The following is a 26,340-nucleotide window of genomic DNA, read 5'->3' as shown; positions in this document are numbered from 1 at the left end:
TGGCATCCTAATAGACCTTCATGATTGTCCCTTGGGATTCCATAGCAAGCCCTAAGAGGGAACCAACACAACTTCGGACCACGAGGCCCACTCGGGCTCACACACCACTATGACTGACGACGAACTCATCTGGCGGATATCGGGGGGATCCGGTGACGGGATCGCTTCGACCAGCCAGAACTTCGCGAAGGCCTTGATGCGATCGGGGCTCAACGTCTTCACGCATCGGCACTACCCGTCGCGGATCCGCGGCGGTCACACCTACACCGAGGTCCGCGCGTCGGCGGACCCCGTCGAATCCCGGGGCGACGGCTACAACTTCCTGCTCGCGCTGGGCGACTCGTTCGCCCGCAACCCGCAGGAGGAGGCCGTCTACGGCAACGAAGAGATCAAGCCGCTCTCGGAGAACTTAGACGAGCTCCGCGAGGGCGGGGTTATCGTCTACGACGAGGGACTCCTCGACGCCTCCGAGATCCCGAACTTCGACGAGCGCGTCGAGGAGAACGACTGGCACGTGTTCCCCCTCGACCTCCGCGGGCTCGCCCGCGACCAGGGGCGCGAGGTCATGCGGAACACCGCCGGCGTCGGCGCGACCTGCGCGCTGACCGGGATGGATCTCGACCACGTACAGGACCTCATGCGCGACGCGATGCCGGAGAAGATCCTCGAACCGAACCTCGAGATCCTCCAGATCGCGTACGACCAGGTCCGCGAGGAGTACGACGTGGACGCCCCGGACGTCTCGGTGCCGACGGGCGAACACGACGAGACCCAGCTGCTCATGTCCGGCTCGGACGCCATCTCCTACGGCGCCATCGACGAGGGCTGCCGGTTCATCGCCGGCTACCCGATGACGCCGTGGACCGAGGTGTTCACCATCATGACGCAGAACCTGCCGAAGCTCGGCGGGATCTCCGAGCAGGTGGAAGACGAGATCGCCGCGGCCGCGCTCGCGGTCGGCGCCTCGCACGCCGGCGTCAAGGCGATGTCCGGCTCCTCGGGCGGCGGGTTCGCGCTGATGTCCGAGCCGCTCGGGCTCGCGGAGATGACGGAGACGCCCGTCGTCCTCGTCGAGGCCATGCGCGCCGGCCCCTCGACCGGGATGCCGACGAAGCCGGAGCAGTCCGACCTCGAACACGTCCTCTACACCTCGCAGGGCGACTCCCAGCGCGTCGTGTTGGCGCCCGGGACCGTCGAGGAGGCGTACGAGCAGTCGCGGCTCGCCTTCCGGCTGGCCTACGAGTACCAGATCCCGTCGATCCTCCTGTACGACCAGAAGCTCGGCGGCGAGATGAAGAACGTCCCGAAGAGCCACTTCGACCGCGAGCCGAACCCGACGCTCGGGAAGACGCTCTCGGAGGACGCGCTGGCCGACGAGCCGCACTCGGCCGACGGGAAGTTCCACCGCTTCCAGCACGACGTGGAAGACGGCGTCTCCCCGCGGTCGATCCCCGGCCAGAAGGGCGGTCGCTTCCTCGCGACCGGCAACGAACACGACCCGACCGGGCACATCGCGGAGTCGCCCGACAACCGCGTCGCGCAGATCGACCGGCGGACCCAGAAGCTGGAGGCCATCCGCGACGACCTCGACGAGGAGGACACCGGTTCGTACGCCGGTCCCGAGGACGCCGAGTACGGCATCCTCACGTTCGGTAGCCAGCAGGGGACCGTCGAGGAGGCGGTCGGTCGCCTCAACGACGCCGGGATCTCGGTGAAGTCGTACGGCGTCTCCGACATGCTCCCGTTCCCGACCGAGCAGGTCGAGGCGTTCGTCGCGAGCGTCGACGAGGTCCTCGTCGTCGAGATGACGGCGTCCGGACAGTTCCGCGGGCTCGTCCAGAAGAACCTCGGCCGCTACGGCGAGAAGCTGTCGAGCCTGCTGAAGTACAACGGGAACCCGTTCGAGCCGGCGGAGATCGTCGACGGGTTCGAGGCCGCGGTCGTCGAGGGCGACGGCGACGCGTCCGGCCATCAGACCACCTTCGTCCCAGCCGCAGGTGACTAACCAATGAGCACGTTTTCAGCGATCGGAGAGGAGCGAGAGATCGACCGCGACGAGTACACCCCCGGCGTGGAGCCGCAGCCGACCTGGTGTCCGGGCTGCGGTGACTTCAGCGTCCTGAAGGCGCTCAAGCAGGCGTTGCCGGAGGTCGGGCGCACGCCCGAGGAGACGCTGCTCTGTACGGGGATCGGCTGTTCGGGCAAGCTGAACAGCTACCTCGACACGTACGGGTTCCACACGATCCACGGGCGCTCGCTGCCCGTGGCCCGCGCCGCGAAGCTCGCGAACCCCGACCTCGAAGTGATCGCCGCCGGCGGCGACGGCGACGGCTACGGGATCGGCGGGAACCACTTCGTCCACACGGCCCGGGAGAACCACGACATGACGTACATCGTGTTCAACAACGAGATCTTCGGGCTCACGAAGGGACAGACCTCCCCGACCAGCCCGAAGGGCCACAAGTCGAAGACGCAGCCCTCGGGCAGCGCCAAGGAGCCGATCAAGCCGCTCTCGATGTCGCTGAACGCCGGCGCGTCCTACGTCGCCCGGACGGCCGCGGTGAACCCGAACCAGGCGAAGGAGATCATCACCGAGGCGATCGAACACGACGGGTTCGCGCACGTCGACTTCCTCACCCAGTGTCCGACGTGGAACAAGGACGCGCGCCAGTACGTCCCGTACATCGACGTCAACGAGTCCGACGACTACGAGTTCGACAAGACGGACCGCGTCGAGGCCGCCGAGATGATGCGCGAGACCGAGGAGTCGCTGTACGAGGGCGAGGTCCTCACCGGCCGCTTCTACGTCGACGAGGAGCGCCCCTCCTACGGCGCCGAGAAGCAGGCCATCGGCGAGATGCCCGACGAGCCGCTCGCCGAGCGCTACTGGGACGACGACTACGAGTGGGAGCGCTCCCACGACATGTTCCTCGACAAACACGCCTGAGCGGGGCCGGCGGCCGTTCACGGCGCGGTGAGTTCGTTTTTTGATTCGCAAGGTATTTTTTCATTGGTGACAAACGTAGTGGTATGAGTACGGTATCGACGGAAGAACGGATCCTCTCCGTGTTAGAGGAGGACGCGCAGGCGTCCTGCGGGGAGATCGCCGAGCGGGCCGATGTCTCGAAGCCGACGGTGCGGAAGTACATCGACCGCCTCGAAGAGCGGGGCGTTATCGTCGGCTACTCCGCGGAGGTCGACCCGAAGAAGCTCTCGTCGCAGTCGATCGCGATGGTCGGCATGGACGTCGACTCGGGCCAGTACGTTGCGGCCACCCGCGAACTGAAGTCGCTCGACGAGGTACAGGCGCTGTACACCTCCTCCGGCGACCACATGCTGATGGCCGAGGTCCGCGCCGGCGACGGCGACGAGCTCGGCGACGTCATCTCCGAGAAGCTGCTCGGCGTCGACGGCGTCACCGCGGCGCACCCCTCCTTCCTCCAAGAGCGGCTGAAGTGACGCGGAGGGCGGTCCGGCCCCGTTCGTCGCCGCGTCCGCGTCAGGCGAGCGCCCGCGGGTCCGCGACGACGACCGACTCGTCGCCCGCCGGGCTCCGGCGGGTCCCGCGCCGCGCGAACCCGTGCGCGCTGAAGAACTCCTCAGCGCTGGGGCGGTCCGGCGGGACCGTCGCGCGGAGCGTCTCGATATCCCGGTCGGCGAGCGCGTTCCCCACGCGGGCGAGCAGCTCGTCCGCGACCCCCTCTCCCGCGCGGTTCGGGTGGACCCAAAGCGCCAGCAGCTCCGCCTCGGTGTCGTCCGGGTCCGGGTGCGCGATCGCGAGGCCCACGGGACCCTCCTCGTCGTGTTCCATCAGGAACGACCACTCCGCCTCGGCGGCGGCCTCGCGGACGCCGGCGGCGGACACGTCGAGCAGGGGCGCGCCGATGTCGTCGAACACCGTCTCCTCGCGGGCTCGCGACACCGCGGTCCGCAACGCCTCCGCGTCGTCGGGGCGAGCCGCCCGGACATACATGGTCGACCGTGAGTAAAGAACGCACCTATAGGTTTCGGCGTCGGCGCGACCCGCGGCCGGCGGCGGGGCGCGCGATCCGCTTCGTCGGCCGACCGAAGACCGGCGCGTCCCCCGACCGAGCCCCTACGCGACCGGCTCGACGCCGATCGTGACGGTCGTCTCCTCGACGTCCCACTCCTCGACGAGGCCGCCCTCGGCGTCGGCGGCGTCGCTCGGGTCGTCGAGCCACGCGTCGGCGCGCACCTCGCCGGCGATGAGGTCGGCGTGGTCGTCGACGAAGCCGGCGACGCGCCCGTCGTCGACCGCGACGCCGACGCGGATCCGCGCCTCGACGTCCAAGTCGAGCTCCTTGCGCATCTCCTGGATCCGGCGGATCACGTCGCGGGCGTACCCCTCGGACTCGATGTCGGGGGTCAGCGAGGTGTCGACGTAGACGGTGCCGCCCTCGAAGTCGGCGCCGGAGACGTTTGCCGGCGGCTCCGCGACGTACTCGACCATCTCGTCGTCGAGGTCGACGGGCTCGCCGTCAACGGTCACTTCGCCGCCCTCGACCGCAGCGCGGCTCGCGCCCTGGACCGCCTCCATCACCTTCTGCGCGTCGCCGCCGAAGGCGGGGCCGATGGCGGCCATCTGCGGCTCCGCGGTCTCGACGAGCTCGTCGAAGGCCTCGGTGACGACCACCTCGCGGGCGTTGACGCGGTCGGCGATCAGCTCCTCCAGCCGGTCGACCGCGGCCGCGACCGTCTCGTCGTCCGTCTCGACGACGACCCGCGGCACGGGCCAGCGGAGCTTCCGGCCGGCCTGCTGGCGCGCGTTCGCGGCCGCCTCCTCGACGTCGCGGAAGACCGCCACGTCGCGTTCGAGGTCGGGGTCGCGCAGGTCGGCGTCCGGCTCGGGGTACGACAGCGCGTGGACCGTCGTCGCCGCGCCGTCGAGCCGCTGGTACATCCGCTCGGAGAGGTACGGGGCGATCGGCGCGAGCAGCCGGATCACCTCGTCGAGGACGGTCGCGAGCGTCGCGTACGCGCCGCGCTTGGAGGCGGAGTCGGCCTCCTCCCACATGCGGTCGCGGACGGCCTTCACGTAGAACCGCGAGACGTCCTGCGTGACGAACTCGATGACGGCGTTGACCGCGTCGCTCACGCGGTAGTCGTCCCAGGCGTCGACGACCTCGGCCTCGACCGACTGGAGCCGGGAGAGCACCCACTCGTCGACGAGTTCCAGCTCGCCGTCGGAGAGGTCGGCGTCGGCGGGATCGTAGCCGTCGAGCTCCATGTACTCCAAGGGGAAGCGGAACACGTTCCAGAGGATGTTGAGCTTACCCTGTAGCTCGCCGAGCCCGTCCCACTCGAACGCGAGGTCGACCCCCTGCTGGTCGTGCGAGAGGAGGTAGGTGCGGAGCGGGTCGCGGCCGGCGCGCTCGATCGCCTCCTCCGGCGTGACGATGTTGCCGACCGACTTCGACATCTTCCGACCGTCCTCGTCGTTGGCGAAGCCGTGCATTAACACCTCCTCGTAGGGGATCTGATCGACCGCGGCGGTGCCCATCCCGAGCTGCGACCAGAACCAGCCGCGCGTCTGGTCGTGCGCCTCGATGATCAGGTCGGCGGGCCACAGCTCGTCGTGCGCGGCCTCGTCGCTCGGGTAGCCGAGCGTGCCCCACGTCGCGACGGAGGAGTCGAGCCACACGTCGAACACGTCCTCGACGCGCCGGTAGGTGGTGCCGTCCTCGACGATCGTGAGATCGTCGACGGAGGGGCGGTGGAGGTCGATCGACTCGGGGTCGACGTCCTCCTCGACGCGCTCGGCGAGCTCCTCGCGGGTGCCGATCACGATCATGTCCTCGTCGAGGTTCCCGGCCGCCGCGTCCTCGGGCACCCAGATCGGGATCGGGACGCCCCAGTAGCGCTGGCGGGAGACGTTCCAGTCGGGGGCGTCCTCGATGAAGTCGCGGAACCGGTTGTCCCGCGCCCACTTGGGGTGCCACTCGGAGTCCTCCATGTTGTCGAGGAGGTCCTCCTTCACGTCCGTGATCGAGATGAACCACTGGTCGGTGACCAGCTGGATGATCCCGGTGTCACAGCGCCAGCAGTGGCCGTAGCTGTGCTCGACGGTGCCGTGCGCGAGCATGTGGCCGTCGGCGACGAGGTCGTCGACGATGTCGTCGTTGGCGTCGCGCACGAACTGCCCGGCGTACTCGCCGGCCGCCTCGGTGAACTCGCCGTTCGGCGCGACCGGACAGAAGATGTCTAAGCCGAGTTCGGTGCCGCGCTCGAAGTCCTCCTCCCCGTGGCCCGGCGCGGAGTGGACGAGCCCGGTGCGGTCCGCCTCGACGTAGTCGGCGGCGTACACCTGTCCCGCACCCTCGAAGTCCGGGTACTCGGCGACGCGGTCGGCGAGCGGATGGTCGTACGACCAGCCGACCAGCTCGTCGCCGGTCAGCTCGGCCTCGACCTCGTACGCCTCGTAGCGGCCCTCCTGTAACACGTCCTCGACGCACTCCGCGGCGACGTAGATGAGCTCCTCCTCGCCGTCCTTCTCCGCGCGGACCGCGTTGTAGGTGAGCTCCTCGTCGACGGCGACGAAGGTGTTCGCGGGGATGGTCCACGGCGTCGTCGTCCAGACGACGAGGCTTCCCTCGCGGTTCGCGAGCGGGAACTTCACGTAGATGGAGGGGTCCTCCACGTCCTCGTACTCGACCTCGTTGTTGGCGAGCCCCGTCTCGCAGCGCGGGCACTGCGAGATGGAGCGTTTCCCCTGCTCGACGAGCCCGTTGTCGGCGACCTCGGAGAACGCCCACCAGGCGGCCTCCATGTACTCCGGCGAGATGGTCTCGTAGGGGTCCTCCCAGTCCATCCACACGCCGATGGACTTGAAGTCCTCGTCCATCGCCGCCCGGTTTTCGAGGGCGAACTCCTTGCACGTCTCGATGAACGACTCCATCCCGTACTCCTCGATGTCCCGCTTGTTCTCGAAGCCGAGCTCCTCCTCGACTTTCACCTCGATCGGGAGCCCGTGCATGTCGTAGCCGGGGCGGTCGGTGACGCGGTGGCCGGTCATCCGCTTGTGCCGGATGACGGCGTCCTTCAGCGTCTTGTTCCAGGCCGTCCCGAGGTGCATCTGCCCGGAGGTGTACGGCGGGCCGTCCACGAAGAAGAACGGCGGGTCGTCGGCGTGCGCCTCCTTCGCCGCCTCGTAGGCGTCGTGCTCGTCCCAGTACTCGTCGACCGCGGACTCGACGTCCGCGGGCGCGTACTGGTCGTCGATCTGCTCCATACGCGTTGGTCTGCGCGCGCGTATTTGAATACGGCGGAGTCGTGGGAACGGTTCAGCGGCTGCGGAGTCCCCGGAACGATTCAGCGGCTGCGGAGTCCCCGGAACGGTTCAGCGGCGGCGAAACGGGACAAGACACTTCCACCGGGAACCGAACGATCGGGGCATGGAAACGCCGCGAGTCGTGCGCGAGAATCTGGGGTACGCGCTCCTCGGCGGGCCGGTGCTGGCCGCCGTCTCGTTCGCAGTCGGCGCACAGTTCCTCGGCACCGCCGCGGGGGTCGCCGCCGCGGTCGCGACGTACGCGCTCGGGTGGGCGCTCTCGGCGCGGCGGTCCGCGTCGGCGCCGGAGCGGTCGCCGTCGGAGCGACCGGCGGCGGACGCGGACGACGAGCGCGAGCGCCGCGAGCGAGAGGCCGAGGCGGGGAAGGGGGGCTTCGGCGGGGGCGGCGGCGGGTAGCGGTCGCCGCCGCTTACCGCGGGTCCGCCGGCGTTTCCGGCGCCCCGTCCGCGAAGTAGTCCGCGAGCCGCTCTGCGGCCTCGGTCGCGCGCGGCGTCACCAGCGCGAAGCGGATCCACTCGTCGCGGGCGGTGCCGAACGCCTCGCCGGGCATGCCGGCGACGCCCGCCTCGTCGACCAGCCGCTTGACGTTCGCCATCGTGCCGGGGAACCCCTCGAAGCGCGCGAGGACGTAGAAGGCGCCCTCCGGGCGGCTGTACTCCGCGCCGGCCGCGTCGAGCGCGTCGGTGAACGCGTCGACGCGGTCGGCGAGCAGCTCCCGTGACTCGGCGTAGTACTCCGGCGGCGTCTCGGCGAGCGCGTGGTGTACCGCGTACTGCGAGGGGCGCGCGCCGGTGACGTTCACGAGCATGTGCCGGGTCTTGGCGTCGCCGACGTGCGCCTCGGGGAACACGCCGTAGCCGACGCGGAGCCCCGTTATCGCCATCGACTTCGAGAAGCCGCTGGTGACGATCACGCGGTCCGAATCGAGGGTGAGGGCGGACTCGAACGAGCCGGCGAGGTCGAACCGGTCGTACACCTCGTCGACGAGAACGAGGGCGTCGACCGCCTCGGCGATACCGACGACCTCCCGGACCGCGTCGAGGTCGTAGACGGCGCCGGTCGGGTTGTTCGGCGTGTTTAAGACTATCAGGGCGGTGTCCTCGCTCGCCGCCTCGCGGACCGCGTCGACGTCGAGGCTCCCGTCGCGGTCGGTCGGGACGAGCGTCGGCTCGCCGCCGAGCAGGTGGGTCTTCCCGGGGTAGTACGGGTACACCGGGTCCATCAACAGCGCCTCGTCGCCCGCCCCGCGGTCGAGCGCGCGCGCCATGGCGAGGTAGTTCGCCTCGCCGGTGCCGTTGGTGACGACCACGCGCTCGGGGTCGACGCCGCGGCGCTCGGCGATCGCCTCCCGGAGCTCGCGGAGCCCGTCGCTCGGGGGGTACTGGAAGTCGGCGGGCGGCAGGTCGGCGTACTCGCGGAGCGCCTCCCGGAGCGCGGCGGGCGGCTCCCAGTCGGGGTTGCCGCTCACCATGTCGATGACGTCGCCGTCGGCGGCCGCGGCGTACTGCATCACGTGGAAGAACTTCGGCTCCTCGTACTCCATACGGTCGGGTCGGGCGCGCCCGCCGTGGCTCTTTCGACCCGGGAGCGGCGGAGCGGCGGTGCGGACCGCGGCGGAGCGGCGGTGCGGACCGCGGCGGAGCGGGTCGTTGCGCCGTGGCCGAGGTGGACCGGGGGACGCCCGTCCCGCGATCGTCGCCGCGATCCGGTGGTTTGACCTATCGACGCGCGAAGCGAGCGGTATGAACAAACGCGGCCACGTCCTCAACGGCCTGCTGCTCGCCCTCGGGCTCGGGTTCATCGTGGAGCCCGGCCTCGACATGGCGACGGCGACCACCGTCGCCGAGATCACCGTCCCGGTCGTGCTTGGAGCGCTGTTCCCCGACGTCGACACCGCCTTCGGGCGCCACCGGAAGACGCTCCACAGCCTCCCCGTGCTGGCGGTCTTCCTCGCGTACCCGATCGTCTTCGGGAACCTCCAGTACGTGTGGATCGGCGTGTTGACCCACTACCTCCTCGACGTGGTCGGGAGCCGGCGCGGCATCGCGCTGTTCCACCCGCTCTCGGACAGGGAGTTCGGGCTGCCGAGCGGCGTGACGACGAGCAGCAAGTACGCCGACCTCGTCACCGTGATCATCACCGCGATCGAGCTGGCGGGCTTCTGGGCGATCCACACCTACGTCGTCAACCTCGATCTCGACCTCTCGGCTGCCTCGCAGGCCGCAGCGGGGTTGGGTTTATAAATAAATCGCGGCTGAGGCGGTCGTCCGGCGATCGGCGGCGTCGACGATAGCGTGGAAGGTTCAGTCGGTTGTTTATAAGTAAGCGACACCGGATCGGCGGCGCACAGTTTCGGATTTTCAGCCGTTCGTTTATAAATGAATGTCCGGGGGTCGACCGCAAGCACTCGCAAATTCCCAGCCGCTCGTTTATAAGTGATAGATAGTAGATCAGCCGCGGACACTGCCAAGGCCCCAGCCGCTTACTTATAAATAGCTGCTAACGGCTCGGCGGCGATCTCCTCCAAAGCCCCAGTCGCGAGGGCGGCGCACGCTCGCTGCGCTCCTCAGTCGGTCGCTCGTTTCACTCGCTCCCTCTCTGCGGTGCTTGCGTCGCCTGCGCCGCCCTCGCGACTGCCCCTTTGAGTCCCACCCCGCACCGCACGGCACGGCACCTCACGCCTCCCCAGCCTCGTCGCTCGCTTGGGGCTCCCTCCGGTCGCCCGCATCGCTCGCGACTCCCTCGCGCGGTGCTGACTCGCGGCCGCCTCCGGCGGCCGCTCGCAGGCACGCGCCACCGCAGTGTTTCCGTCGCCGTCCCGGTGGCTTTTCGTCGTCGCTCGCGTGTCCCGACCCATGACCGAGGAAGACGAGGCCGCGCCGTCGGTCGCGGTCGTCGGCGGCGGCGCGGTCGGCGTCACGGCGGCCGGCGACCTCGCGGCCCGGGGCGCCGACGTGACGCTGTTCGAGCGCGGGGAGCTGGCGGCCGAGAGCTCCGGGCGCGCGGCGGGGGTCCTCTACGACGCCTACGCCGAGGACGTCGACGCCGCGGTCGGCGCCCGCGCGCTGGAGCGGTTCCGCGCGTTCGACCGGTCGCTCCCCGGCTTCTCGTTTTCCGCGTGCCCGTACGTCATCGCGGTCCGGGAGGGCGACCCCGACGCCGACGCCGTCCCGGCGATGGTCGAGCGCATGCGCGGACACGGGTGCGAGGTGTCGGTCGTCGACCCCGACGCGCTCGGCGAGCGCTTCCCCGCGCTCCGGACCGACGACCTCGCCGTCGCGGCGGTCGCCGAGGGCGCGGGGTGGACCGACCCGCCGAGCTACGTCCGCGCGCTCGGCGAGCGGGCCGCTCGGGAGGGCGTCGCGGTCGAGACGGAGACGGCTGTCGCGCTCGGCCCGCGGACCGACGCGGGGCGCGAGATATCTGTCCGCGAGGCCGAAGCCGACGAGAACCGGGGGGCCGAAACGCGCGCGTTCGACGCGGTCGTCGTCGCCGCCGGGGCGCACACCCGGTCGCTGCTGGCGGACGCCGGCCTCTCGGTCCCGGTCGTCCCCTACCGCGTTCAGGCGCTCGTCGCCGGAGGGGCCTACGACGGCCCGATGGTCTACGACGCCACCGCGGACGCGTACTTCCGCCCGCACCCGGACGGACTGCTCGCGGGCGACGGCACGGAGCCCGTCCCGGCCGACCCAGACGACTACCGACGGGAGGCGGACGACTGGTTCCGCGAGGACGTCGTCGCCGTCCTCGGCGAGCGGCTCGTCGGCACCGAGCACGGCGACGGTCGCGCCGAGCGAATCGATCCCGACACGGACGTCTCGCGGGCGTGGGCCGGACTCTGTACCGCGACGCCCGACGGCGACCCGCTCGTGGGGCCGGTGGATGCGAGCGGGGAGGCCGGTCCCACCCTCTTCGTCGCCGCGGGCTGGCAGGGGCACGGGTTCATGCGCGCGCCGGCGATCGGCGAGACGGTCGCCGAGGGCGTGCTCGCGTCGCTCGCGGGCGTCGCGGTCGGGGATTCGGACTCCCCGTGGATCGGCGCGTTCGACCCGGAGCGGTTCGACGGCGACGAGGAGTTCGAGATCGCGGAGGGGATGTCGCTGTCGACCCGGACGGACGATATTTGAAAGGTAGTCGGCGCGGTCAGTCGTCCTCTTCGACCACGTCGACGTCGCTCGGCCCGCCGCGCTTGGGGATCTCGACGTGGAGCGTGCCGTTGCGCGTGAGCGTCGCGTTCGCGCCCTCGGGCGTCACGTCGGCGTCGCGCGGGAGGTCGACGCTGCCGGACAGCGAGACGCCGCGGCCCGGGAACACGAGGTCGTAGCCGTCGTAGAAGTCGCGGAAGCGTTCTAAGTTTACCTCGACGGTGCGGTCGAGGAAGGTCACGTCGACGTCCTCGCCGCGGACGCCGGGCGCGTCGAAGACGACGAGGTAGGCGTCGTCGCTCTCGAGGAGGTCGGACGAGAGCGGGCGGCGCTCCTGGACGCGGCCCCACCCGCGGCCGACGCGTTCGAGGGCGCTCCGGAGCGCGGACCGACCGGTCTCGACGAGTCCGCCCACGGCTCACACCTCGATTTCGACGAGGTCGCTCCCCCCGCAGTACGGACACGAGAGGTCCTCGACCGCGTGGTCGTCGGGCACGTCGTACGTGTAGTGGTTCTCGAACATGTCCAGCTCGCAGTCGTCGCTGACGCACTTGACCTCCATCGTCGATGGCATATACCGATCCGTTGTGCCGGCGAGGGCTTAAACGGCGTGGCGGCGGCGACGAGGTGGCGCGAAGCGCGCGGCGATCGGCGCCCCGCGCGACGGGCCGGTCAGAGCCCCGCGCCGCGCATGCGCTCCGGAACGACGGTCCGCTCCGCGAGCAACACGAGGAGGGTCCCGGACGCGACGCCGGCGGCGAACCCCGGACCGTACGGGAACAGCGCGGGTGCGAACGCGAGGGAAACGCCGAGCCAGACGACCGCGACGAGGATCGCGGCTCCCGCGGCGACGTACGCGAGCGTCTCGTACCGGTCCGACGGGAGCCGGTCCCGCGCGAGCCACGCGAGCGGTCCGACGAGCAGGGCGGTGCCGACCGCCCACGCGGCCGCGGCGCCCCACGGGCGCGGGTCGGCGGCGTAGAACTGGCCCGCGCCGACGGCGCAGACGAGGGCGACCGCGAGGTACTGTCCGAGCCGCTGTCGTCGAGCGGGCGTATTGGAGGACACGAGTCGCGGTTTCGAGCGATCCGGCATAAGCGATCGGGCCGGCGGGTTCCGTCGGTCCGTTCCGCCCCCGGCGGACTCCGCACGCTTTTCCCCTCTCGGCCGACTACGGAGGGTAACATGACCGATTCGCCCGCGTCGGCCCGGGGGTCGCTCCCGGCCGACCCGAACGACCTCGCCGTCACCGTCGTCGACGGGTACGTCGACGAGCCGGCCCACTTCGGCGTCCCGCCGTACCTCTCGACGTACCCCCGGTACACGGCCGGCGCGCTCGTCGACGCGGGCGTCCCGGAGTCGCAGATCACCTACCACACCATCGACGAGCTCCGCGAGGACCGGTCGAAACACGCCGACGTGGCGGACGCCGACCTCATGGTGTACGTCGGCGGGATGACGGTGCCCGGGAAGTACGTCGGCGGCACCCCCGCGGAGCCGGACGAGGTGCGCGAGCTCGGCTGGACCGCCGACGGCGTGACGCTGCTCGGCGGCCCGGTGCGCTTCGGGGTCGGCGAGGAGAACGCGGGCGCACAGGAGACGAAGCGCGACGACCTCGACTACGACTTCGTCGCGATGGGCGACGTCGAGGCCGCGGCCCACGACCTCGTCCGCGAGGGGTTGGAGGGGTACGGCAACCGGATGCGGACCAACGAGGAGGTCGACCGCTGGGCCCGGCAGGGGGCGTTCGTCGTCGAGCAGCACCCCAACCACCCGGACTACCTCATCTGCGAGATGGAGACCTCGCGCGGCTGCGCGTACCGCTGTTCGTTCTGTACGGAGCCGCTGTACGGCGACCCGGCGTTCCGCGCGGCGCGGTCGGTCGTCGACGAGGTCGACGCGCTCTCGGACCGCGGGGTCAGACACTTCCGGCTCGGGCGGCAGGCCGACATCCTCGCGTTCGGCGGCGACGGCGAGGCGCCGAACCCCGACGCGCTCCGGGAGCTGTACGGCGGGATCCGCGAGGTCGCGCCCGACCTCCGGACGCTCCACCTCGACAACATGAACCCGGTGACGATCACGGACTACCCCGAGGCCTCCCGCGAGGCGATCCGCGTCATCGCCGAGCACAACACGCCCGGCGACACGGCCGCGTTCGGTCTCGAATCGGCCGATCCGGTCGTTCAGGAGGAGAACAACCTGCTCGTCACCGCCGAGGAGTGTCTGGAGGCCGTCCGCGTCGTCAACGAGGAGGGCGGCTGGCGCCCGGGCGACGGCCCCGAGACGACGCCCGGCGACACCACCCGCGTCACCGGCCCCTCGACCGGCCCGGACGCCTCGCCGCGGCTCCCGAAGCTCCTCCCCGGGATCAACCTCGTCCACGGGCTCGCCGGCGAGCGCCCCGAGACGTACGAACACAACAAGGAGTTCCTCCAGACGGTGTACGACGAGGGGCTGATGCTCCGCCGGATCAACATCCGCCAGGTGATGGCGTTCGCGGGCACGGAGATGGCGGAGACGGGCGCCGACATCGCACAGGAGCACAAAGACCAGTTCCAGGCGTACAAGCGCGAGGTGCGCGAGACCATCGACAACCCCATGCTCGACCGCGTCGTCCCGCCGGGGACCGTCCTGCCCGACCTCCACCTCGAATACCATCAGGACGGGAAGACGTTCGGTCGCCAGCTGGGCACGTACGCGCTCCTCGTCGCGGTCCCCGGCGAGCGCGAGCTGGGGACCACGATCGACGTGGCGATCACCGACCACGGCTACCGCTCCGTGACCGGCGTCCCGTACCCGCTCGACGTCAACGCGGCCTCGATGGACGAGCTGACGGCGATCCCCGGGATCAACCGGAGCACGGCCGGCGACGTCGTGGTCGGCCGGCCGTACGACTCCGTCGACGCGGTCGACGCTGTCGCTCCGGGGACCGTCGACCTCTCGGCGTACGCCGTCGCCGGCGACACCGACGTGCCGATCCCGGGCCGCGAGCGCCCCGGCTCCGGTCCCGGTCCGGCCGCGCGGTCCTCGCTCGGACGCGGGGACTGATAGATGGTGGGCGACGACCCGACTTCGGCCGACGACGGCGACCCCGCGGTTGCCCGCGTCGAGGTCCCCGTCGACACGCGCGCCCCCGGCGGGACCACGAACGCGTACCTGCTCGACGGGCTCCTCGTCGACCCGGCGGCCCGGACGGACGCGCTCGACGCCGCGCTCGCGGCGCGCGGGTCGCTCCCGTCGGACGACGCTGGCCTCGGCCCCGCCAGCCCCGCCGACGCCCCTCCGATCGAGGCGATCGCGGTCACCCACGCCCACCAGGACCACGTCGGCGCGGTGGCCGACTACGCGGCGCTGACGGGCGCGACCGTCGTCGCCCGCGAGGGCCACGCGGACCGGTTCACCGAGGCGACCGGTGTCGCCCCCGACGAGACGGTCGCACCGGGGGAGACAGTCGCCAACACCGCGGTCCGCGTCGTCGACGCGCCGGGACACGCGCCGGACCACGTCGCGTTCGCGGCCGGCGGGCCGTCGACTGCGGTCCGCACCGTGCTATGCTGCGGCGACCTCGCCGTCGCGGATGGGAGCGTCGCGGTCGCGGCGCCCGAGGGCGACCTGTCCGCGTACCTCGCGAGCCTCGAACGCGTGCGCGACGCCGGCTACGACCGGCTCCTCCCCGGGCACGGGCCCGCGATCGACGACCCGGCGGCGACGTGCGACCGGCTGATCGAACACCGACTGGCCCGCGAGCGCGACGTGATCGCCGCGATAGACGGCGGCGCGGCCGACCTCGACGCGGTCGTCGACGGCGCCTACGAGAGGGACCTCTCCGGCGTGCGGGACCTCGCGCTGGCGACGGTCGCGGCCCACGTCGAGAAGCTGGTCGCGGAGGGTCGGATCGGCGAGGCGTGGCGCGCGCGGCTGGCCGACCGGGGGTTCGACTGACGACGCCGCGGTTCTCGCCGCCAGTCGAACCGCGCTACTGCTCCGCTCCGAGTTCGGCGACGACCTCGGACAGCGGCGTCTCGGTCACGTCGACGAAGCGGCCGCCGGCGGCGACGATCCCGCCGTCGGTCTCCGGGTCGTCGCCGACGTGGACGAGCCCGGTCGTCGACGTCCCGAGCGCCTCCGCCGCGGCCTCGAACGCGGAGGGGTGGGGCTTCCGCCAGCCGCAGCCGACGCTCGTCGTGACCGCGTCGAACTCGCCGCGGAGCCCGGCGCGGATCAGCGTCCGCGGGACGAGTTCGGGCACCGCGCAGTTCGAGAGCAGCCCGACCGGGCCGCGCTCGCCGGCGCCGCGGACCGCGTCGAGCGCGCCGTCGCGTCGGGTCACGTCCGGGTCGAACGCCGCGACCACGGCGTGCCTAGCGACGTTCTGGTCCGCGTCGACGCCGCGGGAGTCGAGCGCGCGAGCGACGTGCGCTGGGAGGGGGACCTCCGCGCCCGCCGGCGCCTCGACGTGCCGTTCCCCGTACGCGACGTGCCAGTCGTCGGGGACAGACACGTCGCGGGACTCCAGTTCGCGCGCGACCGCTTCCGCCGGGTCGGACGGGTACTCGACGTCGACGAGGGTCCCGAAGAGGTCGAAGGTGACTGCCACGATACCCCTGTTACGGGCAAACCCGGATTGAAGCTGTCGGTCGGTGCGACCGGCGTCGACGCCCGCGCGACGCCCCGGTCGCGGCCGCGCGCCGAGGTCAGAGGAACGAGCCGAAGTGGAGGGTGACGAGGCGGTAGAGGCCGGTCACCCACGCGCACAGCCACAGGAGCATGAACCCGGCGACGCCGGCGCGGAGCCGCTTGCGCCAGTGGCCCATGTCCTCGTGGATCTCGTCGATGTCGACGTCGGGGTCCTCGTAGGCGTCGGCGTTCCGCTTCGCCTGGAAGATCCGAACGATCCCGGTGAGCGCGAACGCGAGGAGCGCGTACGCCTGAACGCCGAAGAACGCGTGGAGGATCGCCATCCCGCTCACCTGGTCGAGGACGCGGGGGATCATCCAGGTGACGATGGGGACCGTCGTGAGCACCAGGCCGGCGAGGATGTACCGCAGGTGCCGCATCAGCACGTTCCACGTCACGGTCTCCGTGTCGATCATGATCCAGGCGCCGTACAGGAGGAAGGGGAGACTCGCCGTCACGGACATCCCGGCGAGCGCCGCGATGACCGACTCGTCGACCATACCGACGGTACGGGCTCCGGCGCGTAAAGCCCCGCGATCCGCGCCCGGCGAGGGGGTCCTCCCGGTGCGTCGTCCGGCGTTCCGCCGTGTCGCCGCGCTCTTCCGGCCCGCAGTCCCGCACTCCCGACCTGCCGTCCCGCGCCCCCGGCTCCCGGGCGCGGACGAAAACAGTTAGCGTCAGGAGCACGTAGCGTCGGTCGATGGAGGACACCTCGACGCGGTCGGAGTCGGAGTCGCCGCCGGAGGAGTCGGCCGATCCGGCGCCCGAGGGTCGGGACGAGCGCGGTTCGGCGGCCGGGGACGCCGATCCCGCAGCGGCCGACGCCGACGGGGCCCCGGAAGACGAGACCGACATCGAGGCCCTCCGCGAGCGGGTCGAGTCGGAGTACGACTTCGACGACTTCGGCCCGTCGGACATGGCGCAGATGAACGCGGAGGAGTGGGACGCCGCGTTCGACCCGGACACGTGGATCACCGGCGACCGACTCTTAGACCGCGTCGACGCCGAGCTGAAGTCCCGCATCGCGACCCGCGACGTGTTCGGCGTCTTGGAGCGCGTCCGCGAGGACGGCGAGGAGCGCATCCTCGTCTACTCCGACGAGGGGTACGCGATCATCCGCCCGACGGGCGAGGTGCGCGGCGAGGGAACGGTGCTTCGTGACATCGAGCCGGTCGTCGCGCTCGCGGCGATGGAGTCGTACGAGGTCCCCGAGCCGCCGGAGAACTGGTCGCTCCCGCACCCGGACAGCGTCCCGGAGGGCTCCGGCGAGTTCGGCAACCTCGTGGTGCAGGCCGTCGCCGCGGTCCAGGTGCTCGCCGGCGCGGCGCTCCTCGTCGCGAGCGCCGTGGCCGACCTCGGGACGATCGTCGCGCCGGCGATGGGCATCGTCTTCCTCCTGATCGGCGTCTTCCTGCTCGCGATGGTGGCGAACGCACGGCTCTCCGACCGGTTCCGCTCGGAGGAGTACCGGGACCGACTGCGCGCGCTCCGCGAGGCGAAACAGCGCCCCGAGTTCGTCCCCGTCGAGGACGGCGTCGCGGCCGACGAGGACGCCGACGCAACCGAGCGTGACCGAGAGGAGTAATCCGACGATTTCGACGGTTTCAGACCCCGAGACCTCCTCCACGTCGGCGGTTTCAGTCGGTGGGTTTAAGCGAACCCCGTCCCGAGTGAGCCTGTATGAAAAGGCGGGACTTCGTGCGGACGGCCGGCGGCGCGACCGCCGCCGTCGCGGCCTCCGCCGGGGCGACCGGAACGGTGGCTGCACAGGAGGTACAGCCCGACTGGCCCAGCGGGGCGGCCGACGGAAACGTCGGGTCGTACACCGACGCCCGCGGCCAGGACGAGGTGACCATCTCGGTCGGCGCCGGCAGCAACGGCCTCGCGTTCGACCCGACGCTGGTCTGGGTCGACGAGGGGACGACCATCGTCTGGGAGTGGACCGGTAACGGCGGTTCGCACAACGTCCAGACCGTCGAGGGCGGCGGCCCGGCCAGCCTCGACAGCGGTAACCCCGTCGGCGAGGAGGGGTACACCTACGAGTACGAGACGTCGAGCGAGGACGCCGGCATCACTCACTACCACTGCGTCCCCCACACCGCGGTCGGCATGCACGGCGGCATCGCCGTCGGCGAGGACGTCGCCACCGTCGAGGTCGGCGGGGGCGGCAACACCGGGTGGCCGGAGGACATCGCCAAGGTCGGCGTCCCCCTCCACGCTCACTGGGTCGGGATCTCCGCGATGCTCGGCATCGGGATGACGTTCGTGTTCACGTTCTACATGCTCAAGTACGGCGAGTCGGCCCACACGGGCCACGGAGGTGCCAGATGAGCTCCGGCGGCTCCTCGTACGGCGACATCCACCGGTACGAGCCGGCCCGCGAGAGCACCGCCGCCGCGATCGCGATCGTCCTCCTCACCGTCATCGAGGTCGTGTTCGTCGCCCTGTTCACCTACGGACTGATGTCCGCGTGGGCGTCGACGGAGGCGGGGAACATGTACGTCGGCGCGCTGTTGGCCTTCATCTTTATTGATCTTGCGTTCATTCTGCTCCTGTACCGGAAAGAGTTCCTTCCAGACGTGATGATTGTGAAGAAACGTCGGCGGAAGTGGGAAGACCTGTACGTCCGCGAAGAGGACAAGGAGGGCAAGGGAATCGACACGGGCGGCCTCGCGGAGACGGTGAAGCGCGCGGTGTACCCGTACTACAAGAAGTGATTCGACAATGAGTCTGAAAAAACAAGACGACATGGACCACAACGCGTGGCTCAAGAGTCAGGACCTCACGGCCATCGAGACGGCGTTCCTGACCACGCTCATCTGGCTGGACAAGCGGCTCCGCATCGTCGACTACCTCGAGCTGCTGGAGACGATGTACTACCGCGCGAACCTCCAGATGCCGAAGAGCCACACCGAGCAGTACGACCTCGACAACAAGTTCTGGTACTGGTACCCGCTGTACTCGCTCGGGTCCCTCTCCATCATCGCGTACCTGCTCGCGGCGGTGTCGGGCGCGCTGCTCGGGTTCTACTACGCCCCGTCGACCGCGGGCGCGGCGGCACAGGGCGACCCCACCGCCGCGTACGACTCGATGGTGATGATCATGAAAGACGTCCAGTTCGGCTTCATGCTCCGGTCGATCCACCGCTGGGCGGCGCAGTTCATGGTGGCGGCGGTGTTCCTCCACATGCTGCGGGTCTACTTCACCGGCGCGTACAAGGAGCCGCGCGAGGTCAACTGGATCCTCGGCGTCGTGCTCATCGCCCTGACGCTTTTGTTCGGCTTCTCCGGGTACGTCCTCCCGTGGAAGCAGCTGTCCTTCTGGGCGGCGCAGATCGGCGTCGAGCTGGCCCTCGCGACCCCCATCGTAGGCGAGTGGGCGGCCCAGCTGCTGTTCGGCGGCTTCACCCTCGGACAGGCGACGCTCGTGAGAATGTACATCCTGCACGTGTTCGTGTTGCCGTTCGTGGTCACCGCGCTCATCGCGATCCACGTCGGCATCGTCTGGGTGCAGGGCATCGCGGAGCCGCACTAATCCAATGACCGACGACACCACACCCACGACGGACGGAGGCACCGACGACGAGGCGCGCACCGACGGCGGTCCGCCGGCGACGGTCCCGCCGGACGACGAGACGCCGACCTGGTCCGAGCGGAAGGAGCGCAGCCAGGGGCTCGCACAGCTCACTTACCAGTACTTCGAGCGCTCCCGGCGCGAGGACGAGGACCTACGCGCCGAGTCGACGTACGTTGAGCGCGACGTGCTGGGTTTCCCGACGTGGCCCCACGAGACGATCCGCAACCTCGCGATCACCTCCTTTTTCCTCGGGACCATCCTGCTCGTGGCCTCGATCCTGCCGTCGCACTTCGGGGACCCGGCGAACCCCGGCTCCACGCCGGCGATCATCCTGCCCGACTGGTACCTCTACTGGTCGTTCGGCCTCCTGAAGCTCAGCCCGATCAACCCCGGGCTCGAGGTGTTGGGCGGGAACATCATCATGTCCAACGAGCTGTACGGGCTCGTGGCCCACGGGGCCATCTTCGGCGTCATCACGCTCGTCCCCTTCCTCAACAAGGGGAACGCGCGGCGCCCCGTCGAGGAGCCGGGCTGGGCCGCGCTCGGCGTGACCGGGGTCATCCTGGCGATCACGCTTGCGGTGCTGGCCATCCAGAACTTCTTCCCGGTGCCGACCGAGCTGCTGATGTCGCTCGTGTTCATGGTCCCGATCGCGGGCGGCGTCATCACCTACGCGGTGTTGAAGACGATGCGCGAAGGGTACATGTACGACCTCAACCGCCGGTACTACATGCTGCGGCCGCCGAAGTAGCGACCGACACAGTCCGCTGCGGTCCCGCTGCCAAAGCGCGGCCGGGCTCCCGCCCCCGCCGTTCCGACGCTCCGTATTCCCATGTCATCCTCAACAGACGGCGACGCCTCGCAGGCGTTCGACGAGACCGGCGATCCGATCGCGGCCGACGACGACGCCGACCCGCGTAACGAGCCGACGGGCCCGCGAGAGGGAGCGAGCGGCCGGGAGGTCGTCGTCCCCTTCCGGCTGTACAAGGCCGTGACCGTCTTCTCGACGCTCGCCGCGGTCGTCACCTACCTCGTCGGGTTCACGCTCATCGACGCCGCGACGCTTCAGATAAGCTTCGTCCGGGCGACAATCGTCTACCTGCTCGACAGCGCCGGGATCGTACCGCCGGAAGACGTCCTCGTGGCGGTGCTGGCGATCACCGGCGTCGGCTTCATCGTCCTCGGGACCGCCGTGTACGTGCTCGGGACCCGGTTCCGCGGACGAGGGATGGGAAAGTCTCAAGACGACTCCAGCGAAACGTGAGATAATGGCAGACGAGTTCATGAAGGGCTTCGCCCTGTTCACGATCGGCGGTCTCGGGTGGATCACCTTCGGCGGCTGGTACCGGACACCGTCGTACTACCAGGTGTCACAGCTCGTGAACCCGGCGGAGGGCGTGAACACGGCGTACGGCGAGGTCGGTCTGCTCGCGGGCGACGTGTTGTTCTGGCTGATGATCCTCGGCGCGCTGACGTTCTGGGTACTCATCCCCGCCAGCCGGCAGCTCCGTGACGCCCTCGACGACGGCGACGACGACGCGGCCGCGAACTGAACGTACCCCCCTCGTCTCCCTTTCTCCGTCCGTTCCGCCGTCCGAGAGCGGCGGCGACGGTCCTCGCCGACGAACCGAGAGCTTTTCACCGCCGCTCGCCCCAGCCTCGCGCATGAGTGAGCCGACGCGCCGCCTCGCGGTTCTGGGCGACGGCGACCCGGCGGCGGCGATCCGATCCGCGGTCGACGGCGCGGGCAACCGCCTCGTCGCCCGCGTCGAGGCGGACGCGGTCGTCGCCGTCGGGGACGCCGCCCTTCGGGAGGCGATGCGCGCGGCCGCGACCGAGGACGGTCGTTCGGGTCCGATCCTCCCGGTCGGGGACGGTCGTCACGCGGTCGAGCCGGACTTCGCGGCCGACCGCATCGCGGACGCCGACGACTGGCTCGGCGGGTCGACGACCGCGGTCGACGGGTTCGCCCGCGTCGCCCACCCGGTCTTGGCGGTCGACGGCGCCGGCGACGGCCGCCGCCGGGTCGCGGCCGCGGACGTCGCCTTCGTGACGGCGGAGCCGGCCCGGATCTCCGAGTACGGGATCGCGTTCCCCGGCGGGGAGTCGGTCTCGGTGCGCGCGGACGGCGTCGTGGTCGCGACGCCGCTCGGCAGCGACGGCTACGCGGCGGCGGCCGGCGGGCCCGCGGTGTCGCCCGGCGGCGGGCTCTCGGTCGTCCCCGTCTCGCCGTTCACGACCCGCCCCGACACGTGGGTCGCGAGCGGCGGCGTCCGGGTCACGGTCGAGCGCGAGGCGGAACCGGTCGCACTGGTCGTCGACGGCGACCGCCGCGGGACCGTCGAGCCGCACCGAGCGGTCAGCGTCGAGGTCGCGACGACGGTCGACCTCCTCTCGGCGACGGCGGAGTGAAGGGGGGACTCCCCCACGCCCCGCGGCGTCCGCGACCTCCTTGCGAGCGCGCCGATCGGAAACACTCTAATACGTCCTGAACGGAAATGGTGGATATGGACCCACTGCAGTTCCTCGTTCCCCTCGGCTGGCTGGCGGCCGCCGGGCCGGCGCTGCCGTACGCGATCTTCGTGATGACCGTCGCGAACCTCGCGACCCGGCACCTCGCGCACAGGCGACACGTCGATCAGGGAGAAGAGGCGGACAGCGTGGAGGCGTACACGCCGCACGTGTTCACCAACGTCGGGCTCGTCCTCCTGTCGTTCGTGTACATCCTCGTTGCGCCCGTGCGAGGGACGATCCTGTCGGTGCTCGTGCTGGCGATGTTCATCGCCGACTTCTTCGAGCTGGAGGCCCGCAACGTCGAGGCCCGCAACGACATGGAGATCGAGGCGCCGAAAAGCTCGATCGCCGCCTCGCTCGTCGTGTTGGTGTGGTCGTCGTACTTCGCGCTGTTCTTCCTCGTCGAAGGGATCTGGAACCAGTTCGTCGTCGCCTGAGTTCCGGCCCCGACCGCGGTTTCTTCGGCCGCTCGCCGTCCCTCAGAAGGTCCAGTCTCCGGTGAGCTTCATCCCCGTCGCCTTCCCCTCGGCTTCGAGCGCCGCGGCGATCTCCTCGGTGTCCCGGCGCGGGATCGACGCGTCCGCCGCGGCGAGGTCGACGACGAGTTCGGTGAGGAGGATCGCCTGTTCCCGGAGGTTCCGAGACTCCAGCTTGTCGAGCGTGTCCGCGTGGGTGTGGCCCCACCCCCGGCCGCGCCCCTCGGTCTCGCCGGAGACCATGTACCCCGGGATCCCCCGCTTCACGAACGGCCAGTGGTCGCTGTGGGGGACCAGCTCGCTCCCCGTCGCGACCGGGTGATCGAAGCGGTCGCTCACGCGCTCCGCGGCCGCCGCCAGCGCGTCGAAGTCGTGGTGGTCGAGCCGGAGCGTCCGGCCGTACACGTTGCTGTCGACGTTGACGACCGCGCGGACCGCGTCCCGGTCGGCCGCCTCGGCGGCCACCGACGACCCGACGAGACCGACCTCCTCGGCGCCGAACGCGGCGAACCGCACCTTCACGTCGAGTTCGTCCTCGCGCGCGGCGAGCGCCCGCGCGACCTCGACGATCGTCGCCGTGCCGGCCCCGTTGTCCATCGCGCCCTCCGCGAGGTCGTGGGCGTCGACGTGCGAGGAGACGATCAGGCGCTCGTCGGTGTCGGGGCCGAGCTCCGCGACCGCGTTCCCGCTCGTCGCGGTCGGCGTCTCGCAGTCGACCGCGACGGTCAGGTCGTCGCCCTCGTTCCGCCGCGAGAGCCGGGCGCCGGTCTCCTTCGAGACGCCGACCGCCGGAATCGCCCCGATCGGGTCGTCGGCGGTCCCGACGCTGCCGGTCGGCGGGAGCGTCCCCTCCACGTGGTTGGCGAAGACGAAGGCGGCCGCGCCCGCGTCGACCGCGCGGTAGTACTTCTCGCGGCGGTGGATGAACCGGTCGACCGAGTCGGGGGTGTCCGACGAGGCCATCACGACTTTTCCGTCGAGGTCGGCCTCGAAGTCCTCGGGGACGCCGTGTGCGAGGTCGACGAACTCGCCGGTCGCCTCGCCGCTGGGGCTGCGCGGCAGCGCGATACACTCGTTCGGGCCGACCGCGACGGGCTCGCCGGTCGCGGCGTCCCGGACCGCGCTGTCGCCGCGCTCCCAGCCCTGGATCTCGAACTCCTCGATCGCCGCGCTGCGCGCGCCCGCGTCGGCGAACGCGTCGCGCGTGAGCTCCAAGGCCTCGCGCTCGCCCGGCGAGCCGGCCATCCGGTCGCCGACGTCGACGAGGTCGAGGAGGTGGTTCCAGCCCGCGTCGCTCGTGAACGTCTCGCCGATCCACTCTGTCATGGGTGTGGGTGTCGCGGCCGCCGCTCAAGCGTTTCGGTGGCGGCGGGGGCGGCCGGAAGCGGGGGGCGGAGCCGACGGATTCGTCGAAGCGCTCAGACCGGGACGGCCGGAAGGAGGACCGTCGCGGCCTCGGCGGCCGCGAACGTCGAGTCGTACAGGTGGTTCAAGAGGAGGTAGGTGACGACCCCGAGGACGAGCGAGAGGATCCACGCGCTCGCGGCGATCCGCCCGACGCGTCGGTGCGGCGTCTCCGTCCGCAGCTCCCGCTCCGTGTGCGTGAGCCCGAGGACGATCGCGTAGAGGACGACGGGGACGGAGACCACGGAGAGAATGATGTGGATCGCGAGCATGATCAGGTACGCGGGATACACCGGGTCCCACAGCGGGACCCAGGCGTACGCCGAGTCCAACACGAACTCCTTGGTGCCGCCGCCGGCCACCTTCGGGAGGTACATCCCGAGGAACAGGAGGATGAGGCCGAACGAGGTCGTCATCGCGGCGGCGTGTTTCTTCACCTCGTCGTTGCGGATCCAGTACCAGCCGAGCGAGAGGGTGATCACGGTGACCGTGTTGACGGCGGCGATGGCGTGCGCGAGGAGGTTCACGGTCTCCTGCGTGAGCGTGGGGAACAGCGCCTGGAACTCCGGCACGAGGAACACGCCGCCGACGGCGCCGTAACCCACGAGCGTGAGGAGGACGGTTATCTCTGTGGCCCGCGCTTTGGCCCGCTCGCGAACGCTGGCGGTGGACATATCGGACGGAGGGAACGGAGCGATAAGTCGGCTTCGGGTGCTCCCGTCGGGCGGGACGGTTCGCCCCCGCCCGTCCCGAAAGCGTCGTCGCGACAGCGGCGTCGCGACTACCGCTCGATGACGCCCGTCGCGGTCGCGACCTCTACCGCGGCCTCCTCGTTGATCCCGCCCTGGAGGATGGTGTAGCGGTCGCGGATCTCGTGGGCGCTCGTCAGGGCGGCGATCAGCTCCGCGTCGTCGATCCCCAGCTCGCCCGCGGTCGTGGGGGCGTCGAGCTCGTCGAGGGCGTCGCGGATGGCGCTCCACCGTCCGTTCTCGCCGCTGTGGAGGTACTCCGTCATGATCGAGGCGACGCCGACCTGATGGCCGTGGAGCGCCTTGCCGGGCGCGATCCGGTCGAGCTGGTGGGAGATGAGATGCTCGGCGCCGGAGGCGGGCCGCGAGGAGCCGGCGATCGACATCGCGACGCCGGAGGAGACGAGCGCCTTCACGACGACCCACGCGGACTCCTCTAAGCCCGGGCGGATCATGTCGGCGTTCTCGACGAGCAGCTCCGCTGTCATCTCCGAGAGCGCGCCCGCGTACTCGCTGTACTCGACGTTGCGCAGGCGGCGAGCGAGCCGCCAGTCCTTCACCGCGGTGTAGTTGGAGATGATGTCCGCACAGCCCGCGGTGGTGAGCCGCCACGGCGCCTCCGCGAGCAGCGTCGTGTCCGCGACGACGGCGAGCGGCGGGTCCGCGGCGACCGAGTGACGGGTGTCGCCCTCGGGGATCGAGGAGCGCCCCGAGACGATGCCGTCGTGGGAGGCGACGGTCGGGACGGAGACGAAGCCGACGTCGAGGTGGTCGGCGGCCATCTTCGCGATGTCGATCGGCTTCCCGCCGCCGAGGGCGATCAGGTAGCCGGGGTCGACGGCCTCGGCCGTCGCCTTCAGCTCCTCGACGGCGTCGAAGGAGGCCTCGTCGACGACGGCGGTCGCGGGGTCGTCGAACTGCGCCCGGACGCGGTCGCCGGCGATCTCGTTGGGGGTCGGGCTCGTCACGATCAGCGGCCGCCCGGTGAGGTAGAGCTCGCCGACCGCCTCCCCGAGGTCGTCGATGACGTCGTGTCCCACGAGGACGTTCCGCGGGAGCTTGATCCACGTCGTCTTCTCGAACATGGCTCAGATACGCGACCGGAGGGTCTAGAAGATGCGGATTCTCGGACGGACAGCGGCGCCGCGGAGTCGGAGGTACCGCCGTAAACGGGGTCGGAGTACGACGATTATTTATAAATGAACGGCGGTGGCGTGCGCCGGTGAGCGGCCCGCAGGGCCGCGAACCGACCGCACGAGGGAGTCGGCCGGCCGGAGCGAAGCGGAGGCCGGCCGACGAGGCTGGGGAGGTGTGAGGTGCGGTCGCTGTGGGGGGCGGGACTCAAAGGGGCAGTCACCGGCGGCTCGGCCGCCGGCTGTCACCGGGCGACGCCCGGTTGCCCGAGGGACTGCGTCCCTCGCTGCCCGTGGCGCTACGCGCCACGCTGCCGCGAGGCGGCCGCAGGCGACGTGAGCACCGCGGGGAGTGA

Annotated in this window: 28 protein-coding genes; 17 read left to right on the top strand and 11 right to left on the bottom strand. The window is 70.6% G+C overall.

The window, feature by feature from the left end; genetic code table 11:
• Positions 1–109 precede the first annotated feature (109 nt).
• From AC4NMM_RS01200 to lrpA1, 3 genes are all read left to right on the top strand, one after another.
• On the top strand, positions 110–2,005 hold the full coding sequence (locus AC4NMM_RS01200; protein ID WP_096393543.1) for a 2-oxoacid:acceptor oxidoreductase subunit alpha: 1,896 nt from the start codon (positions 110–112) through the stop codon (positions 2,003–2,005).
• 3 nt (positions 2,006–2,008) lie between these two features.
• A complete protein-coding gene (locus AC4NMM_RS01195; protein WP_096393544.1) occupies positions 2,009–2,947 on the top strand; it encodes a thiamine pyrophosphate-dependent enzyme in 939 nt (312 codons plus the stop codon).
• An 83-nt stretch (positions 2,948–3,030) separates the two neighbouring features.
• Positions 3,031–3,459, top strand: coding sequence for an HTH-type transcriptional regulator LrpA1 (lrpA1, locus tag AC4NMM_RS01190; protein ID WP_096393545.1), 429 nt, complete (start codon positions 3,031–3,033; stop codon positions 3,457–3,459).
• Between the two features lie 40 nt (positions 3,460–3,499).
• On the opposite strand, the gene AC4NMM_RS01185 is transcribed toward lrpA1, so the two are convergent.
• Complete coding sequence (locus tag AC4NMM_RS01185; protein WP_096393546.1) at positions 3,500–3,973, bottom strand: GNAT family N-acetyltransferase; 474 nt, start codon at positions 3,971–3,973, stop codon at positions 3,500–3,502.
• A gap of 123 nt (positions 3,974–4,096) precedes the next feature.
• Positions 4,097–7,249, bottom strand: a complete 3,153-nt coding sequence (gene ileS / locus AC4NMM_RS01180) for an isoleucine--tRNA ligase (protein ID WP_491923323.1) — start codon at positions 7,247–7,249, stop codon at positions 4,097–4,099.
• 163 nt (positions 7,250–7,412) lie between these two features.
• On the opposite strand from ileS, the gene AC4NMM_RS01175 reads away from it, so the two are divergent.
• Positions 7,413–7,706 (top strand): hypothetical protein, encoded by a 294-nt coding sequence (locus tag AC4NMM_RS01175; RefSeq protein ID WP_096393548.1) that lies wholly within the window; start codon positions 7,413–7,415, stop codon positions 7,704–7,706.
• A 13-nt stretch (positions 7,707–7,719) separates the two neighbouring features.
• On the opposite strand, the gene AC4NMM_RS01170 is transcribed toward AC4NMM_RS01175, so the two are convergent.
• The gene (locus AC4NMM_RS01170) at positions 7,720–8,853 is read right to left on the bottom strand and encodes a pyridoxal phosphate-dependent aminotransferase (RefSeq protein WP_491923322.1); all 1,134 of its coding nucleotides are present in this window, start codon (positions 8,851–8,853) and stop codon (positions 7,720–7,722) included.
• Between the two features lie 199 nt (positions 8,854–9,052).
• Between AC4NMM_RS01170 and AC4NMM_RS01165 the strand changes: the two genes are divergently transcribed.
• Entirely contained in the window at positions 9,053–9,553 is a 501-nt protein-coding gene (locus AC4NMM_RS01165; protein ID WP_096393550.1) for a metal-dependent hydrolase, read from the top strand.
• A 612-nt stretch (positions 9,554–10,165) separates the two neighbouring features.
• Complete coding sequence (locus AC4NMM_RS01160; protein WP_096393551.1) at positions 10,166–11,437, top strand: NAD(P)/FAD-dependent oxidoreductase; 1,272 nt, start codon at positions 10,166–10,168, stop codon at positions 11,435–11,437.
• A gap of 16 nt (positions 11,438–11,453) precedes the next feature.
• Here AC4NMM_RS01160 and AC4NMM_RS01155 read toward each other — a convergent pair whose 3' ends face one another.
• The 3 genes from AC4NMM_RS01155 to AC4NMM_RS01145 form a co-directional block, all read right to left on the bottom strand.
• Complete coding sequence (locus tag AC4NMM_RS01155) at positions 11,454–11,870, bottom strand: Hsp20/alpha crystallin family protein (RefSeq protein ID WP_491923321.1); 417 nt, start codon at positions 11,868–11,870, stop codon at positions 11,454–11,456.
• Between the two features lie 3 nt (positions 11,871–11,873).
• Entirely contained in the window at positions 11,874–12,029 is a 156-nt protein-coding gene (locus tag AC4NMM_RS01150; protein WP_017342671.1) for a DUF7559 family protein, read from the bottom strand.
• Positions 12,030–12,127: 98 nt separating this feature from the next.
• On the bottom strand, positions 12,128–12,523 hold the full coding sequence (locus tag AC4NMM_RS01145) for a hypothetical protein (RefSeq protein ID WP_096393553.1): 396 nt from the start codon (positions 12,521–12,523) through the stop codon (positions 12,128–12,130).
• 117 nt (positions 12,524–12,640) lie between these two features.
• On the opposite strand from AC4NMM_RS01145, the gene AC4NMM_RS01140 reads away from it, so the two are divergent.
• Complete coding sequence (locus AC4NMM_RS01140; RefSeq protein ID WP_096393554.1) at positions 12,641–14,503, top strand: radical SAM protein; 1,863 nt, start codon at positions 12,641–12,643, stop codon at positions 14,501–14,503.
• A 3-nt stretch (positions 14,504–14,506) separates the two neighbouring features.
• Positions 14,507–15,397, top strand: coding sequence for an MBL fold metallo-hydrolase (locus AC4NMM_RS01135; RefSeq protein WP_096393555.1), 891 nt, complete (start codon positions 14,507–14,509; stop codon positions 15,395–15,397).
• A gap of 34 nt (positions 15,398–15,431) precedes the next feature.
• Here the strand turns inward: AC4NMM_RS01135 and AC4NMM_RS01130 are convergent, their stop codons facing one another.
• Both AC4NMM_RS01130 and AC4NMM_RS01125 read right to left on the bottom strand, forming a co-directional pair.
• Positions 15,432–16,052, bottom strand: a complete 621-nt coding sequence (locus AC4NMM_RS01130; RefSeq protein ID WP_491923320.1) for an HAD family hydrolase — start codon at positions 16,050–16,052, stop codon at positions 15,432–15,434.
• 97 nt (positions 16,053–16,149) lie between these two features.
• A complete protein-coding gene (locus AC4NMM_RS01125; RefSeq protein WP_096393557.1) occupies positions 16,150–16,632 on the bottom strand; it encodes a DUF7321 family protein in 483 nt (160 codons plus the stop codon).
• Between the two features lie 200 nt (positions 16,633–16,832).
• Here AC4NMM_RS01125 and AC4NMM_RS01120 point away from each other — a divergent pair, with 200 nt between their 5' ends.
• The 9 genes from AC4NMM_RS01120 to AC4NMM_RS01080 all read left to right on the top strand — a co-directional run bounded on the left by AC4NMM_RS01120 (position 16,833) and on the right by AC4NMM_RS01080 (position 22,659).
• Positions 16,833–17,717 (top strand): DUF7319 domain-containing protein, encoded by an 885-nt coding sequence (locus tag AC4NMM_RS01120; protein ID WP_096393558.1) that lies wholly within the window; start codon positions 16,833–16,835, stop codon positions 17,715–17,717.
• Between the two features lie 95 nt (positions 17,718–17,812).
• Entirely contained in the window at positions 17,813–18,463 is a 651-nt protein-coding gene (locus AC4NMM_RS01115; RefSeq protein WP_491923319.1) for a halocyanin domain-containing protein, read from the top strand.
• On the top strand, positions 18,460–18,849 hold the full coding sequence (locus tag AC4NMM_RS01110; protein WP_096393560.1) for a DUF7318 family protein: 390 nt from the start codon (positions 18,460–18,462) through the stop codon (positions 18,847–18,849). The genes AC4NMM_RS01115 and AC4NMM_RS01110 overlap by 4 nt, the downstream gene beginning before the upstream one ends.
• 7 nt (positions 18,850–18,856) lie before the next feature.
• Positions 18,857–19,666 (top strand): cytochrome b, encoded by an 810-nt coding sequence (locus tag AC4NMM_RS01105; RefSeq protein ID WP_026046182.1) that lies wholly within the window; start codon positions 18,857–18,859, stop codon positions 19,664–19,666.
• Between the two features lie 4 nt (positions 19,667–19,670).
• Positions 19,671–20,459, top strand: a complete 789-nt coding sequence (locus tag AC4NMM_RS01100) for a cytochrome b family protein (protein ID WP_096393561.1) — start codon at positions 19,671–19,673, stop codon at positions 20,457–20,459.
• Between the two features lie 81 nt (positions 20,460–20,540).
• Positions 20,541–20,972: a DUF7315 family membrane protein gene (locus AC4NMM_RS01095; RefSeq protein WP_096393562.1), complete on the top strand. Its 432-nt coding sequence runs from the start codon at positions 20,541–20,543 to the stop codon at positions 20,970–20,972.
• Between the two features lie 4 nt (positions 20,973–20,976).
• On the top strand, positions 20,977–21,261 hold the full coding sequence (locus AC4NMM_RS01090) for a DUF7314 family protein (protein WP_017342659.1): 285 nt from the start codon (positions 20,977–20,979) through the stop codon (positions 21,259–21,261).
• 112 nt (positions 21,262–21,373) lie between these two features.
• Positions 21,374–22,120 (top strand): NAD(+)/NADH kinase, encoded by a 747-nt coding sequence (locus AC4NMM_RS01085; RefSeq protein ID WP_491923318.1) that lies wholly within the window; start codon positions 21,374–21,376, stop codon positions 22,118–22,120.
• Between the two features lie 95 nt (positions 22,121–22,215).
• Positions 22,216–22,659: a DUF7313 family protein gene (locus tag AC4NMM_RS01080; protein WP_491923317.1), complete on the top strand. Its 444-nt coding sequence runs from the start codon at positions 22,216–22,218 to the stop codon at positions 22,657–22,659.
• A 42-nt stretch (positions 22,660–22,701) separates the two neighbouring features.
• On the opposite strand, the gene AC4NMM_RS01075 is transcribed toward AC4NMM_RS01080, so the two are convergent.
• The 3 genes from AC4NMM_RS01075 to AC4NMM_RS01065 all read right to left on the bottom strand — a co-directional run bounded on the left by AC4NMM_RS01075 (position 22,702) and on the right by AC4NMM_RS01065 (position 25,936).
• Positions 22,702–24,024: a M28 family peptidase gene (locus tag AC4NMM_RS01075; RefSeq protein ID WP_491923316.1), complete on the bottom strand. Its 1,323-nt coding sequence runs from the start codon at positions 24,022–24,024 to the stop codon at positions 22,702–22,704.
• Between the two features lie 92 nt (positions 24,025–24,116).
• Positions 24,117–24,776, bottom strand: a complete 660-nt coding sequence (locus tag AC4NMM_RS01070) for a DUF420 domain-containing protein (RefSeq protein WP_096393567.1) — start codon at positions 24,774–24,776, stop codon at positions 24,117–24,119.
• Between the two features lie 107 nt (positions 24,777–24,883).
• Entirely contained in the window at positions 24,884–25,936 is a 1,053-nt protein-coding gene (locus AC4NMM_RS01065) for an NAD(P)-dependent glycerol-1-phosphate dehydrogenase (RefSeq protein WP_096393568.1), read from the bottom strand.
• Between the last annotated feature and the right edge of the window lie 404 nt (positions 25,937–26,340).

The sequence above is a fragment of the Halorubrum sp. SD41 genome, from assembly GCF_058630335.1.
This window is presented reverse-complemented; position numbering and strand designations above follow the sequence as displayed.